Origin of the sequence: Polynucleobacter sp. HIN7 (assembly GCF_030297595.1) — a bacterium.
Classification (GTDB): domain Bacteria; phylum Pseudomonadota; class Gammaproteobacteria; order Burkholderiales; family Burkholderiaceae; genus Polynucleobacter.
Map to the genome: position 1 here is coordinate 582,029 of NZ_AP028138.1, position 14,969 is coordinate 596,997.

At 47.8% G+C, this 14,969-nt stretch carries 14 protein-coding genes; 10 read left to right on the forward strand and 4 right to left on the reverse strand.

All coding sequences use genetic code 11. The features are described from left to right. The first annotated feature begins 2 nt into the window (after nucleotides 1-2). The 9 genes from QUE64_RS03005 to QUE64_RS03045 are packed head-to-tail and all read left to right on the forward strand — an operon-like array spanning nucleotide 3 to nucleotide 8,928. Entirely contained in the window at nucleotides 3-1,127 is a 1,125-nt protein-coding gene (locus QUE64_RS03005; RefSeq protein ID WP_286225851.1) for a M50 family metallopeptidase, read from the forward strand. A 29-nt stretch (nucleotides 1,128-1,156) separates the two neighbouring features. Then, a complete protein-coding gene (gene bamA, locus QUE64_RS03010; protein WP_286225852.1) occupies nucleotides 1,157-3,469 on the forward strand; it encodes an outer membrane protein assembly factor BamA in 2,313 nt (770 codons plus the stop codon). 11 nt (nucleotides 3,470-3,480) lie between these two features. Then, nucleotides 3,481-4,014, forward strand: coding sequence for an OmpH/Skp family outer membrane protein (locus QUE64_RS03015; RefSeq protein ID WP_286225853.1), 534 nt, complete (start codon nucleotides 3,481-3,483; stop codon nucleotides 4,012-4,014). Between the two features lie 5 nt (nucleotides 4,015-4,019). After that, the gene (gene lpxD, locus QUE64_RS03020) at nucleotides 4,020-5,093 is read left to right on the forward strand and encodes a UDP-3-O-(3-hydroxymyristoyl)glucosamine N-acyltransferase (RefSeq protein WP_286225854.1); all 1,074 of its coding nucleotides are present in this window, start codon (nucleotides 4,020-4,022) and stop codon (nucleotides 5,091-5,093) included. A gap of 19 nt (nucleotides 5,094-5,112) precedes the next feature. Beyond that, nucleotides 5,113-5,559 (forward strand): 3-hydroxyacyl-ACP dehydratase FabZ, encoded by a 447-nt coding sequence (gene fabZ, locus QUE64_RS03025; RefSeq protein WP_286224339.1) that lies wholly within the window; start codon nucleotides 5,113-5,115, stop codon nucleotides 5,557-5,559. Continuing rightward, entirely contained in the window at nucleotides 5,559-6,353 is a 795-nt protein-coding gene (lpxA, locus tag QUE64_RS03030; RefSeq protein ID WP_286225855.1) for an acyl-ACP--UDP-N-acetylglucosamine O-acyltransferase, read from the forward strand. The genes fabZ and lpxA overlap by 1 nt, the downstream gene beginning before the upstream one ends. A gap of 6 nt (nucleotides 6,354-6,359) precedes the next feature. Beyond that, nucleotides 6,360-7,520: a lipid-A-disaccharide synthase gene (gene lpxB / locus QUE64_RS03035; protein ID WP_286225856.1), complete on the forward strand. Its 1,161-nt coding sequence runs from the start codon at nucleotides 6,360-6,362 to the stop codon at nucleotides 7,518-7,520. Nucleotides 7,521-7,526: 6 nt separating this feature from the next. Beyond that, nucleotides 7,527-8,108, forward strand: coding sequence for a ribonuclease HII (gene rnhB, locus QUE64_RS03040; protein WP_286225857.1), 582 nt, complete (start codon nucleotides 7,527-7,529; stop codon nucleotides 8,106-8,108). Then, nucleotides 8,101-8,928 carry a TrmH family RNA methyltransferase gene (locus tag QUE64_RS03045; RefSeq protein WP_286225858.1) on the forward strand — a complete coding sequence of 276 codons (828 nt, stop codon included), beginning with the start codon at nucleotides 8,101-8,103 and terminating at the stop codon, nucleotides 8,926-8,928. The genes rnhB and QUE64_RS03045 overlap by 8 nt, the downstream gene beginning before the upstream one ends. A 6-nt stretch (nucleotides 8,929-8,934) precedes the next feature. On the opposite strand, the gene ppsR is transcribed toward QUE64_RS03045, so the two are convergent. Then, nucleotides 8,935-9,771, reverse strand: coding sequence for a posphoenolpyruvate synthetase regulatory kinase/phosphorylase PpsR (gene ppsR / locus QUE64_RS03050; protein ID WP_286225859.1), 837 nt, complete (start codon nucleotides 9,769-9,771; stop codon nucleotides 8,935-8,937). A gap of 131 nt (nucleotides 9,772-9,902) precedes the next feature. Here ppsR and ppsA point away from each other — a divergent pair, with 131 nt between their 5' ends. Next, the gene (ppsA, locus tag QUE64_RS03055; RefSeq protein WP_286225860.1) at nucleotides 9,903-12,290 is read left to right on the forward strand and encodes a phosphoenolpyruvate synthase; all 2,388 of its coding nucleotides are present in this window, start codon (nucleotides 9,903-9,905) and stop codon (nucleotides 12,288-12,290) included. A 41-nt stretch (nucleotides 12,291-12,331) separates the two neighbouring features. Here the strand turns inward: ppsA and QUE64_RS03060 are convergent, their stop codons facing one another. Genes QUE64_RS03060 through QUE64_RS03070 form a run of 3 tightly spaced genes read right to left on the reverse strand, consistent with a single transcriptional unit; the run spans nucleotide 12,332 to nucleotide 14,968 of the window. Next, nucleotides 12,332-13,174: a peptidase gene (locus QUE64_RS03060; RefSeq protein ID WP_286225861.1), complete on the reverse strand. Its 843-nt coding sequence runs from the start codon at nucleotides 13,172-13,174 to the stop codon at nucleotides 12,332-12,334. A gap of 2 nt (nucleotides 13,175-13,176) precedes the next feature. Beyond that, complete coding sequence (locus QUE64_RS03065; protein ID WP_286225862.1) at nucleotides 13,177-13,980, reverse strand: transglutaminase family protein; 804 nt, start codon at nucleotides 13,978-13,980, stop codon at nucleotides 13,177-13,179. Between the two features lie 10 nt (nucleotides 13,981-13,990). Then, nucleotides 13,991-14,968, reverse strand: a complete 978-nt coding sequence (locus QUE64_RS03070; protein ID WP_286225863.1) for an alpha-E domain-containing protein — start codon at nucleotides 14,966-14,968, stop codon at nucleotides 13,991-13,993. Nucleotide 14,969: the final 1 nt, after the last annotated feature.

The window sequence follows — 14,969 nt, forward strand, 5'->3', positions numbered from 1 at the left end:
ACATGGAAGCGATTTCAACACTTCTTTATTTCTTAATCACCATTGGGATCTTGGTGAGTTTTCATGAATTTGGTCATTACAGCGCCGCTCGGATGTGCGGGGTGAAGGTGCTGCGGTTTGCAGTTGGCTTTGGCAAGCCACTTCTAACTCTGAAATCAAAATCTGGAACCGAATGGGTCATTGCCGCGATTCCTTTGGGCGGCTATGTGAAGCTTTTGGATGGACGTGATTCGGAGCAGCAGATATCAGCTGAAGAGCAAGCCGTAGCCTTTGATAACCAGCCCTTATGGCAGCGTTCCTTCATTGTGGCTGCCGGTCCGCTAGCGAACTTCTTATTGGCAATCATTCTGCTGGCGTTCATCTATATCAATGGCGTACCCCAATTACCTGCACAAATACAGGCGCCTGCTGAGCAAACCATGGCAGCCCAGTTGGATATGGAAAAGGGTGATGAGATTTTGGCTTGGAAGACTGCAGGCGATGACGAATTTATACCAATTGTGAGCTGGAATGATTTACGCTGGCGTTTATTGGATGCAATCACTGCGGAGCGTGGCTTCTCATTGGAGCTGGAGGCGGAGTCTGGTAAGCGCCACATCGTGGAATTTAAGGCAGATGCTCTGCCTCGTCTGTCACCGGGAACAGACCCCTTTGCTCGTTTGGGCATTCTACCCATTCCAGGTAAAGATTCCGAGGGAGAATCTACATGGTTTGAGCTCCAGCTCGGCCCAATCGATTCCCTGATTTATGCCAGTGAACGGGTTTGGTTGATTACCAAAGTCTCGACCCGAATGATGATTGGCTTAATTACCGGGGAGACCTCCTTAAAACAGCTAAGTGGTCCGATTAGTATTGCCGATATGGCGGGCAAATCGGCCCAGTTTGGCTGGCAATCCTTCGTTTCTTTTCTAGCACTTCTCAGTATTAGTATTGGATTGCTAAACCTCATCCCTTTACCAATGCTGGACGGTGGTCAGCTCCTGTATGATGCATGGGAGTTGGTCTCTGGAAAGCGCTTATCCACTCAGTTGCAAGCGGTTTTCCAGCGTTTTGGCTTTATATTAATTATTGCGCTCACACTATTTGCTGTATTTAACGATCTACAACGCTTATTTCTGTCTTCATGATCCGTTTTTCGTCATTTCCTAACCGCCTGATGCAATATTTAGCCTCGTGCTTTTGCATCATTTTGTTGGCCAATGCAGGATTGACTCAGTCAGCATTGGCTGCGGACTCATTTATCGTCAAAGACATTCGGATTGAGGGTTTACAGCGGGTTGAGCCTGGTACGGTATTTAGTTATCTCCCTGTTCAGGTGGGTGAGCGTTTTACCCCTGAAAAGGCTGCTGATTCAATTAAAGCCTTGTATGCCACTGGATTTTTTCGGGATGTTCAGATTCAGGCGCAAGGTGATGTCTTAATTGTGATTGTGGACGAGCGCCCCACGATTTCTCGTATTGAGTTCACGGGTATGAAGGAGTTTGACCCTGAAGTGGTCCGCAAATCATTGCGAAGCGTCGGGGTAGCTGACGCACGTTTTTATGACAAAGCCTTAATTGATAAAGCAGAGCAGGAGCTCAAGCGTCAATATGTGAGTAAGGGATTGTTTGCTGCTGAGGTGGTTACAACGGTTACACCAGGAGCTCGCAATCAAGTGGCGATCTTCTTCAATATTGATGAAGGACCAGTGGCCAAGATTAAAGAGATTAATTTCATCGGCAATAAGGTATTTAGTGAGAGTACTTTGCGCAGTCAGATGCAGCTTCAAACCGGTGGTTGGTTATCGTGGTACTCCAAAGATAATTTGTACTCAAAGCAAAAGCTAACCGCTGACCTCGAGACCATTCGTTCGTATTACCTCAATCGGGGCTATCTCGAGTTTGTGATTGAATCCACCCAGGTTTCTATTACCCCCGATAAGCGCGATATCTATCTAACCATCAGTATTCGTGAAGGCAATAAATTTACAGTCAAGAACATTAGTCTTGCTGGGGAATTGCTAGGCAAGGAAAAAGAGTTCCAGTCTCTATTGAAGATCAAAGCTGGCGATACTTTCTCCTCTGCAAAACTAGCGGAAAGTACCAAGGCCATTGCTGAGAAGTTAGGTTCGTATGGCTATGCCTTTGCGGTGATTAATCCGCAGCCCGATATCCGACGTGATTTAAACGAGGTGGATATTACGCTGGTCATTGATGCCGGTCGGCGCGTGTATGTGCGCAAAGTCGAAATCACAGGGAACTCAAAGACACGGGATCTGGTAATTCGGCGAGAAATGCGACAGTTTGAGAGTGCCTGGTTTGATAGTGAAAAGATCCGAATTTCGAAGGAGCGGATTGGTCGAACCGGCTATGTAAAGGATAGTGAAATCACCACTTCCGATGTTCCCGGCTCCCCCGATCAAGTCGATGTGAACGTGAAGGTTGAGGAAAAGCCAACGGGTGCGATTTCGATTGGTGCTGGATTTTCTTCTACTGAAAAATTGATCCTGACCGCTGGTATTAACCAAGAGAATGCATTTGGAACTGGAACCAGTATTGGTCTTAATTTCTCGCTCGGTAAAATTAATCAATCCTTGGCACTATCACAATTTGACCCTTATTTTACTGAGGATGGTATTAGTCGTTACACCGACTTTTTCTATCGCTCCAATAAGCCGCTGTATTACGTGGGTGATCCTGACTATCAGATTAAGTCTTTTGGTACTAACTTAAAGTTTGGGGTGCCTTACACTGAGGTTGATCGGGTGTTCTATGGAACGGCGCTCGAGTTTTTTGATATTTACGTCACTCAAAATACCCCGCAACCCTACCAAACCTATGTACAGGATTGGGGTCAAACCATCCCCAGTCGTTTGCAAACCTACAATATTCCAGTGAATGTGGGCTGGGCGCGTGATGGTCGTGATAGCGCACTCATTCCATCAAAAGGTTCTTTGCAACGCTTGTCTGCAGAGGTTGGAACACCATTGGGCAATCTTCTGTACTATCAGTTAAATGCCCAATATCAGCAATATCACTCATTTTCTAAAGGTAATATCTTGTCTTTTAATGGCGAGGTTGGGTATGGAGAAGCCTACGGTAATAAGCCATACCCCATTACCAAGAACTATTTCGTTGGCGGTATTGGATCAGTTAGGGGTTATGCCCCGGGTTCCTTAGGTCCAACTTATTTCAACACCACAACCGGCACCTTCTTGCCTACTGGCGGTCAATCGAAGATCGTCACCAATGTGGAGTACACCTTCCCAGTCCCGGGTTCGGGGGCAGACAAAACCTTGCGCCTCTTTACCTTTGCGGACGGCGGTAATGCCTTTCAGGATATCAATTTAGTCCTGAAATACTCTTACGGTGTTGGCTTGTCTTGGATTTCCCCATTGGGACCATTAAAATTTAGCTACGGCATACCGGTAAATGCACAGCCTACTGATAGAATCCAAAGATTGCAGTTCCAAGTGGGTACAGCGTTTTAATTGTAAGGAAAATGATGATGATTCAGGGATTAATGACCAAAGGGTCTAAATTAGCTATAACTGCATTCTTAACGGGTATTTGTTCTGTTGCTTTTGCCCAAGAGACTGCTCCTCGCATTGCGTTTGTGAATGCCGAAAAGATTTTTGTTGAGTCCAATATGGCAAAAGCAGCCCAATCACGTTTGCAAAATGAGTTTGCGAAACGTCAGAATGAAATTCGGGATGGTGCTCAGAAAATTAAAGCCGCTGCTGAGAAATTAGATAAAGAGGCTGCCGTGATGCCTGAGGCTGAAAGAATTCGCAAGCAGAGGGAGTTGGCCGACTTTGACCGTGAGTTGCAACGCAAGAATCGCGAGTTAAACGATGATGCCAATCAACGTAATGCGGAAGAGCGAGCAAAAATTGCTGAAAAGGCTAATCTTGCCATTCGGCAGGTGGCTGAACAGCGTAAGATCGACGTGATTTTTCAAGAACCCCCAGCGTACCTCAATCCAAGACTTGATGTGACCGATGAGGTTATCAGGGTATTAAATAATCTGAAGTAATTCACATGCCAACTGCCATCGAGCTAGCCGAACAATTTCAAGTTAGCTTGGTGGGGGATGGTTCCCGATTATTGCGTGGGCTTGCTCCGCTTGAGCGAGCCCAATCTGACGAGCTCTCTTTTTTATCGAACCCTCTCTATCGCCAACAGGCACTTGATAGTAGTGCGGGTGCATTAATCGTCAGTGAAGCAGACCTAAAGTTCCTGCAAGGGCGCGCTCAGACTACAAAGACAAGTTATCTGGTATCAAAAAATCCTTATGCCAGCTTCGCTAAGATGGCGCAGTGGTTTGCAAAGCAAAGTGCTCCAATCCACCCCCCAGGAACTAGTCCGATGGCGGTCGTGGATAAAACGGCCGTGATACCTGCCTCATGCCATATTGGACCCTTTGTGCAAATTGGCCCCGGTGTTCGTTTAGGAGAGCGTGTGGTTCTTCTGGGTCAAATTAGTATTGGTGAGGGCACTACATTAGGTGATGATTGCCTCATTTACCCCAACGTCACGATTTATCACGATTGCACAATTGGCGATCGTTGCATTATTCATAGCGGTGCCGTGATAGGGGCTGATGGTTTTGGCTTTGCCCCTGACTTTTCATCACATGGTGGTCAATGGCTCAAAATCCCACAAACGGGTGGGGTAAAGATTGGTCAGGATGTTGAAGTGGGGGCCTGCACGACGATTGATCGTGGTGCAATGGCGAACACCACGATTGGGGATGGCTGTAAGATCGACAATCAAGTCCAAATTGCGCACAACGTAGTAATTGGTGTTCATACCGTGATTGCTGGTTGTGCCGCCATTGCTGGCAGCACCACCATTGGTAATTATTGTGTGATCGGTGGCAATGCGAACTTTGCCGGTCATCTTCAGATTGCAGACCGCACCACCGTATCGGGCGGCACCCCCGTGATTCGTTCTATAACGGAGCCCGGTACACACATTACCGGTGTTTTTCCTTCCATGCCCCATTCCGCCTGGGAGCGAAATGCAGCGATTTTGCGCGGACTGGATAAAATACGGGAGCGGATTCGAAGCCTTGAAGGCAAAGCATCCGATTCGGTTAGTAAACCCGATTAGTAACTTTTATGGACATGCTATGAGTCAAGCAGTGATTGATATTCACAAGATTCTGAAACTACTCCCCCATCGATATCCATTTTTGTTGGTCGATCGGGTCATTGAGTTAGATCCCGGAAAAACCATCAAGGCATTGAAAAATGTCACGATGAATGAGCCATTCTTTCAGGGTCATTTTCCAGACTTTCCGGTGATGCCAGGTGTTCTCATTATTGAAGCACTGGCTCAAACCGCGGCACTCTTAACATTTTCCGAAGAGCATGACCCAGAGGATGTGTATTACTTTGCAGGAATCGATGGCGCGCGTTTTAAACGGATCGTATTACCTGGTGATCAGCTCATCATGCACGCTACATTTGAGCGCGGTAAGGCTGGTATTTATAAGTTTCAGGTTAAAGCGACCGTCCAAGATGAATTAGCAGCTGAGGCATCCATTACCTGTGCGGTTCGAAAGAAGAGTGTGTAATGGCCACAATCCATGCAAGTGCCATCGTTGATTCCAAGGCGCAATTAGCCGATAACGTCGTTATTGGACCTTATGCTGTGATTGGGCCTCATGTCACCATGGGTTCAGGTTGCACGGTTGGTTCGCATTCCGTGATTGAAGGGCATACAAGTCTTGGACAAGATAATCGGATTGGTCACTTTGCAGCCATCGGCGGCGAACCGCAGGACATGAAATACCGTGGTGAGCCAACCCAATTGATCATTGGTGACCGCAATACGATTCGGGAGTTCACGACCATTCATACGGGTACTGCGCAAGATCAGGGCATCACCCGAATTGGCAATGACAATTGGATCATGGCTTATGTACATATTGCGCATGATTGCCAAATTGGTAATCACACCATCTTCTCAAGTAACGCCCAAATTGCCGGGCATGTTGAAGTAGGAGATTGGGCGATTCTGGGTGGAATGTCGGGTGTTCATCAGTTTGTTCGTATTGGGGCGCATGCGATGTTAGGTGGGGCCTCGGCACTTGTACAAGATATCCCCCCATTTGTGATGGCGGCGGGCGATAAAGCTGGACCCCATGGAATCAATGTCGAGGGCTTAAAGCGCCGCGGCTATTTACCGGAGGCGATTATGGAGCTCCGTAATGCCTATAAGGTTTTATACAAAGATGGGCTGAGTTTTGAAGAGGCAAAAGTTGCGATCGACGCCATGGCAAAGCAGCAAGCGGATGTCAAAACCCAAGAAGCCTTGCTTCAGTTTCATCAATTCTTAGCCGCCTCTAGTCGCGGCATTATCCGGTAACTGATTTTGCCGAGTCTGGCTTGTGTTGCAGGAGAGCCGTCTGGGGATTTAATCGCAGCCCCTGCGCTTTCAGCCCTAAAGCAAATACCGTACACTCGCGATCTTAGGATGTTTGGGATTGGCGGGCCTGCTATGCAAGCAGAAGGTTTTATCTCCCGTTGGCCGATGGAGACCTTAAGTGTGCGTGGATACGTTGAAGCGCTTGCGCAACTGCCTGCTATTTTGCGATTACGCTCCGAGTTGCTGCACTATCTTTTAAAGGTCGAGCGGCCTGATATCTTTCTAGGCATTGATGCACCTGACTTTAATCTGGGGGTCGAGACCCGCTTAAAGCAGCATGGAGTCCCAACGCTTCATTTAGTTTCCCCATCCATTTGGGCTTGGCGAGGTGGCCGCATTCATAAAATTGCTCGCGCGGTCGATCGGGTTCTGTGCCTGTTTCCATTTGAGCCAGAGATTTATGAGAAGGCTGGAATTGCTGCAAGCTATGTTGGCCACCCCTTAGCCAGCGAGATCCCAGAAATTGTGGATCAAGCTGCAGCAAAGAACGATTTAGGTATTGATGGCATCACCATTGCGGTGTTACCAGGCAGTCGTCAGTCGGAGATTGAGTTAATCGGCCCACTATTTTTTGAGACCATTGCCATTCTTGCAAAGCAATTGGAGGGCCAGAAGGTTCATTTTGTTCTTCCTATTGCCGCACCTCATTTACGACCTGCCATTGAGCGTTTACAGCAGCAACTCCTAGCCAGTCATCCCGATGTCCAATTGATCCTATTGGACGGAGATGCTAACCTGGCATTAGCCGCTGCCGATGTGGTCTTGATCGCCAGCGGGACCGCAACCCTACAAGCGGCGCTTTGGAAAAAACCCATGGTGATTTCATATAAGGTGCCTTGGCTAACTGCCCAGATTATGAAACGACAAGGGTACTTGCCATACGTGGGTTTGCCTAATATTCTGTGTGGCGAGTTTGTGGTGCCCGAGCTTTTACAAGATGCAGCCAAGCCTGAGGCCTTGGCTCGTGAAGTGATGCATTGGCTGAGCCACCCCGCAGCCGTTCAAAAACTTCAAAAGCGTTTTGAAGAGCTGCATCGGATACTGAAAAGGCCAACAGGGCTTTTGGTAGCTCAAGCGGTTGAACAAACCCTGCGTGAGAGAGCATAGTTCACCATGAGTATTTGGATTTGCGGAGTTGATGAAGCGGGGCGCGGTCCATTGGTTGGTGCAGTTGTCGCTGGAGCGGTCGTACTGGATCCCCGGCAACCCATTATTGGACTTAAAGACTCAAAAAAGTTAAGCCCTGCCAAGCGTGAAGTGCTTTATGCTGAAATTGTGTCAAGGGCAAGGGCTTGGGGTATTGGCGAAGCATCCCCCCAAGAGATTGATGAGCTCAATATCTTGCAAGCGACCATGTTAGCCATGCAACGAGCGATACAGTCCCTAGTTGATCGAATGGGTGAGTGGCCAAGCGAAGCGCTCATCGATGGTAATCGTTGCCCATCCCTACCTATACCAGCGCGTGCAATTATTCAGGGAGACGCAAAAGAGCCGGCCATTTCAGCTGCATCGATCTTGGCTAAAGTGCATCGCGATCAACAGATGCAAATCCTGCATGAACAATTTCCTCAATATGGCTTTAATCAGCATATGGGCTATCCCACCGAGGCCCATATTGCAGCCCTTAAACACTATGGCCCATGCGCGGATCATCGACGCTCCTTTGGGCCAGTACGGGAGCTCATCAATGCATAACTCCAAGGGTGTTATTTCTTCTAAAGAAAATCATTTACTCAAGCGCATTCGTCAGCTTCAGCAAGCGGGTAGCAAGGGGCAGAGGGCTCGCCAGGAGTTTCAGCTTGCGGTCATGGAAGGCATCCATTTACTCCAAGTCTGGCAAGGCGACCCGCGTTTACAGAGCATCCTGACTACTCCATCAGCACTCGCAAATACAGAGATTGCAGCGATTATTGATGCTCATTGTGAGCAATGCCCAGAAGTTGAGATCCAGCTGCTTGATGAGTCTTTATGGTCCTCTATCAGCGAGCTAGAGCATGCTCCGCAAATCATGGGCTTAGTTCGCCTTGAATCTCCAAAGTCTACTGCAAAGAATCTGCTCGGTGATACTGTAATTCTGGATGCTATTCAGGATGCTGGGAATGTCGGAACGATTTTGCGTACCGCTTTAGCTTGTAATTTCAATCAAATTGTGTGTACGGTTGGAACCGCCCATATTTGGTCGCCGAAGGTGCTTCGTGCGGCCATGGGAGCACATCGTTACCTGACTTTTTATGAGGCACAAAGCATCGATGATGTGACCAGTAATATTGAGGCACCCTTATTGGCAACGACCATGACTGCCGAGCGCTCACTGTACTCTATTGAAGCGCGTCTACAAAAGCCGGTTGCTTGGGTATTTGGTAATGAGGGACAAGGGGTCTCCCCAGAGCTCTTGGGACAAGCCACTCCAATTCGGGTTCCCCAAAATCCACAGCTGGAGTCTTTAAATGTGGCGAGCACCGCCGCCATTTGTTTGTATGAAACCCTGCGGGCCCGAGGGCAATTTAATTCCTGAGCCTTGCTAGCCAAGGATGGTTTTATCAGAACGAATGGCCTGAAGGATGGTGGTTGCAATCTCTTCAATTGATTTGCTAGTGGTCGAGACCCATGGAATGGACTCGCGTCGCATCATGGCAGTGGCTTCATTAATCTCATATCGACAGTTTTCTAGCTTGGCATAGTTACTTCCCGGCCGGCGTTCATTCCGGATCTCAGAGAGGCGTTCGGGGTCGATCGTTAAACCAAAAATCTTTTGTTTATGAGAGAGAAGATCTTTGGGCAGCTGGCCGCGCTCAAAATCTTCGGGGATTAAGGGGTAGTTGGCTGCCTTTAATCCATACTGCATCGCCAAATAAAGGCTAGTTGGTGTTTTACCAACCCGAGATACGCCCACCAGAATTACATTCGCATCGACCAGATTTTGATTGGACTGGCCATCGTCATGGGCTAAGGAATAGTTAATCGCTTCAATCCGGTTTTTATAAGCATCCGTATCAGCATTGTGATGCAGGCGATTGATTGCATGGGTTGAGCGCATTCCTAGCGTTTGTTCAAGGGGTGCCACAAAGGTTTGGAACATATCAAGCACTAAAGCTTTGGCTTGCCCAACGATCTGGTTTACCTCTGGATTGACAAGGGTGGTAAAAACAATCGCTTGGCCATACTTGGGATCGGTGCCATTAATTTGAGATACCGCGTCATGCGCTTTATCGATGGTATCCACAAAAGGAATACGAACCTGTCGAAAGCTAGCCTCGAACTGAGCTAGGATCGATTGACTAAAGTTTTCAGCGGTAATACCCGTTCCATCAGAGACGATGTAAACAATGCGAGGTAGGGTATTGGCCGGAAGAGTCATGGTGGTTATTGCGATAAAGATTGATTAAAAAATAGGCAAATTAAGGTCCAGTAATACAATACTGATCATTCAAGTATGCCCGATTTTAGGAGCAACGCTTTAGCCAGTTTTTTAACTTTACGAGAGTCTTTATGTCTATGCAAAATAAGCAAAACGCCTATGTTTTGCCTTTTGAGGAGCTGCGTGTCGGCGATGTTGAGTCGGTAGGCGGTAAAAATTCCTCACTGGGTGAAATGATTTCACAATTGGCATCTGCAGGGGTCCGTGTGCCAACCGGTTTTGCCACCACATCCATCGCATTTCGGGATTTTTTAAAACACAATCAACTGGATCAAAAGATTTCGGAGCGGCTTGCTAAGCTCAATGTTGATGACGTTCGTGCTTTGGCAGAAGCGGGTGCGCAGATTCGTTCGTGGATCGAAGGAGCTGCTTTTCAACCTCAGTTAGAGGCCGAAATACGAGCAGCTTTTCAAAAACTCGATGCATCCGGCAAAGGATCGTTTGCGGTCCGCTCTTCGGCAACGGCTGAGGACCTACCTGACGCTTCATTTGCAGGTCAGCAAGAAACCTTTTTGAACGTATCGGGTATTGATGATGTATTAAAAAAGATCCGTGAGGTGTTTGCATCCCTGTATAACGATCGTGCGATTTCCTACCGTGTCCACAAAGGATTTGCCCATGCAGATGTGGCTCTTTCTGCGGGTGTGCAGCGTATGGTGCGCTCAGACCTTGGAGCGGCAGGCGTGATGTTCACTCTCGATACAGAGTCTGGCTTTCCAGGAGTGGTTTTTATTACCTCAAGCTATGGCTTGGGCGAGACCGTCGTGCAGGGTGCAGTTAATCCCGATGAGTTTTATGTTTTCAAAGAGACTCTTGCAAAAGGTAAAAAAGCGATTATCCGGAAGTCGTTAGGATCGAAATTAATTCAGATGCAATTTGCTCCCCAAGGTTCCACAGAGCGTGTACAAACTGTTGAGGTAGGTCCTGAAGAGCGCAATCGTTTCTCAATTAGCGATGAAGATGTTACTGAGCTTGCCAAGTATGCGGTCATTATCGAGAAGCACTATGGTCGACCCATGGATATCGAATGGGGCAAAGACGGTGTGGATGGCAAGATCTACATCCTTCAAGCCCGTCCAGAGACCGTGAAGAGCCAAGCGGCAGATCAAGTGGAACTTCGCTATCGCTTAAAGGGAAATTCAAAAGTCATTACAACCGGCCGAGCCATTGGTCAAAAAATTGGAGGCGGTCCGGTACGTGTGATTAGGGACGCCAGCGAAATGGATCGGGTTCAGCCTGGTGATGTTTTGGTGGCTGATATGACCGACCCAAATTGGGAGCCCGTCATGAAGCGGGCCTCAGCAATTGTTACCAATCGAGGTGGCAGAACCTGCCATGCCGCGATTATTGCGCGCGAGTTGGGGGTCCCTGCAGTTGTGGGCTGTAGTAATGCAACCGATGTCTTACAAGATGGTGCGGTTGTTACTGTTTCGTGCGCCGAGGGTGATGAAGGACGCATTTATGACGGTCTGATTGAAACCGAGGTTACTGAGGTAAAGCGTGGGGTTCTGCCAGACATACCAGTCAAGATCACCATGAACATCGGCAACCCTCAATTAGCGTTTGATTTCTGCCAACTGCCGAATGCAGGGGTTGGCCTAGCTCGTCTGGAATTCATTATCAACAATTACATTGGCGTGCATCCCCGCGCAGTGTTGGAGTACCCCAATATTGACGCTGATCTAAAGCGAGCAGTGGAGAGTGTAGCGCGTGGCTATTCAAGTCCACGAGCATTTTATGAGGATAAATTGGTTGAAGGTGTGGCCACGATTGCCGCGGCTTTCTATCCCAAGCCAGTGATTGTGCGCCTTTCAGACTTTAAGTCCAACGAGTATAAGAAGTTGATTGGTGGGTCTCGTTACGAGCCAGATGAAGAGAATCCCATGCTCGGTTTTCGGGGGGCATCGCGGTATGTGTCGGAGGATTTCGGGGAGGCCTTTGCTCTTGAATGCGCGGCGATGAAGCGGGTACGCGAGGAAATGGGCTTAGATAATGTTGAGATCATGGTGCCGTTTGTGCGCACGATTGCCCAGGCAAAGCGCGTGATTGACATGATGGCTAAGTTTGGTCTGCAACGTGGAGTGAATGGCCTGAAATTGATCATGATGTGCGAGATTCCATCAAATGCCATTCTGGCCGATCAATTCTTGGAGTATTTTGATGGCTTCTCGATTGGTTCAAACGATATGACCCAGTTAACCTTGGGGCTTGATCGCGACTCTGGCATGGAGCTCTTAGCGATTGATTTCGATGAACGCGATCCGGCGGTGGAGTTCATGATCGAGCGCTCGATTGATGCCTGCGTCAAACAAGGTAAGTATGTCGGTATTTGTGGACAGGGCCCGTCTGATCATCCAGACTTTGCCAAGTGGCTGGTCAAAAAAGGAATCACCTCAATCTCACTCAACCCAGACAGTGTTGTACAAACCTGGGAGTTTTTGGCCAAGAACGGATCGTAAGTTCCTGTCCAACAAGACCAATAAGGCGGGCAAGACCCGCCTTATTTTTTTACCCTTTTTAGTCGTTTTACTTGGCTTGAAGATTTGCCTTTGGGTTTATGGACAGGTACGCTGCCCAGCTTCTTTGACGGCGATAGAATCGAAATACTTTTCTTAGAGCCATTCCAACTGGGTTCTGGAATGCTGAGTGCCACTTCTTTTAGTTTCTCACCCCAAATTCGATGCATCATTTCGAAGTAGGGATTATCTTCATCAATCGTGATTAATCTATCTAAATTGAAAGAGTCTTTCTCATAGACCAAGAGATCGAGCGGTAAGCCAACGGAAATATTACTTTTAATAGTCGAGTCCATCGAGATCAGGACACATTTGGTCGCTAAATTAAGCGGGGTATTAAAACGAATCACCCGATCGAGAATGGGTTTACCGTATTTGGATTCTCCAATTTGAAAGTACGGAGTCTCCGGTGTAGTTTCAATGAAGTTACCGGCAGCGTAAATATTAAATAAACGAGGTTTCTCACCCTGGATTTGTCCACCAAAAATTAAGTTGCAATTGAACTCAATTCCTGACTTTTGCAGATCCTCAAAATCGCGCTCTCTTACTTTCTTGACTGCAGAACCAACCACCGTCGCTGCCTCATGACAGCTTTTGGCATTCCAAAGATTGATGCCATCGAACATTTCACCTTGGAGCAGAATTTCTTTGACTGCTTGGGTAATGGCTAAGTTACCCGAGCTCATGAGAACAAAAAAACGCTCTCGGTCTTGATGAAAGAGGGCCATCTTACGAAAGGTACCGATTTGGTCAACTCCCGCATTCGTTCGAGTATCGGCTAAGAAGACTAGGCCTTCATCGAGGCAAAGGGCAACGCAATAGGTCATGGTTACAGCACTTTCACTTGTTGTATGGCAATGCGAGCCCGTAGCTCCTCTTGGCCACCACCGGAACGGATTCCTTTGATGGGTGCAGCTGAATAATAATCCCTTCCAATGGCCAAGCGAATATGCCGTTGATCCGTCAGGCAGGCATGGGTTACATCAATACTGATCCAGCGACCTTGATCTGCATCCAAACAAACATCTACCCAGGCATGACTTGCTAGGTTTGGAGATTCTTCGGCAAAGAAGTAGCCGCTAACATAGCGCGCTGGAATATTGGCAAACCGACATAGACTTAGCATGATGTGACTATGATCTTGGCAGACCCCAGTCTGCATCGCAAATGATTGAGCTGCTGTCGTTGCAAAGGTCGTGACACCTGCTTGATAACGAATGCCGGCACGAATCGCATCGGCTAGAGCCAAAACAGAATCAATGTCACGTTTATTAGGAAGTGCCGATTCAAAATACGATTGCATTGGTTCTGATATTTGTGTGAGGCTGGATGGCTGTAGAAGATAGTACGGGGACACGGCATGGGTATCATCCCGGTACTCATAGCATCCATGGCTCTTGACTTCTCCTTTGGCAGTAATGCTCATTGATTTATAGGGCGCGTCGAGTACTAATGTTTGGCAGGTATTACCAAAAGTGTCTTGAGTGGACTTGGCTTTGACGGGCGACTGAATTTGCCACTTTACAATCGTTTGCCCTTTGTTATCTAGTGGGCTTAGTCTTAACTCCTGAATCGAATAGCGAACTGGATTGTCGTATTGGTATTCGGTATGGTGCTCAATTTGTAAGTGCATAGGTTTCATCTTAGGCAACGGCAAGGGGGATGAGGTATGCATTACTGAGCTCGTCACCGATGTGATTAATTCGTTTTAAGAACTGCTTCGTGAACTCTTCAAGACCCATATGAAAGACTTCGTTGATATCAGAGTAATCAAGGTCAGCTTGGAGTTTGCCGATAAGACGTTCAATCTCTTTGGAATTCTGATTCCGAATTTCACCCAGCAGCATAATTAAATCACCCACGCAATAGCGTAGTGAACGGGGCATTTGTTGATTAAAGATTAGGAGTTCTGCTGCCTTTTGCGGGGTAATTTGGTCTGAGTAAATTTGGCGGTAGATCTCAAAAGCAGATACAGATCGCAACAGGGCGGCCCAGTGATAGAAATCAAAGAATGCTGAATCCGCCTCTTCATGGACATCTTGAATAGGTTTTAATTGGCGCAAGCTTGCTGGATCTTGGTACTTGGTTTCTAGGATGCGAGCAGTATTATCGGCGCGCTCTAGTAAGGTGCCAATGCGCATGAAGTAATAGGCCTCATTTTTCAGCATCGTGCCATGCATGACCCCCCGGGAGAGGTGGCAGCGATATTTAACCCAGTCTAGAAGGCTACTGGGATCAGCATAATCCTGTTTGGTAAGTAATTGCGTTAACTCAAGCCAGGTGGTGTTTTGGGTTTCCCACAGCTCAGATGTAATCCGTCCACGAATCGCTCGCGCGTTTTCACGGGCGGCGCGCAAGCAAGACACGATACTCGATGGATTATTCGCATCAGCGATCATGAACCGCAAAATGGATTCCTGGTTCATCTGGGAGTGGCTCGCTAGGAACGCCGGTTCTAGTTTAGAGATGGTGAGTAACTTACGCCAACTTTGGTCTCGGTATTCAGAGGGCTGCGGCAGCAAAGAGGTTTGATAGTTCACATCGAGCATACGCGCGGTATTCTCAGCCCGCTCGGTATAGCGAGCCATCCAGTAGAGGCAATCGGCGGTACGGCTTAACATG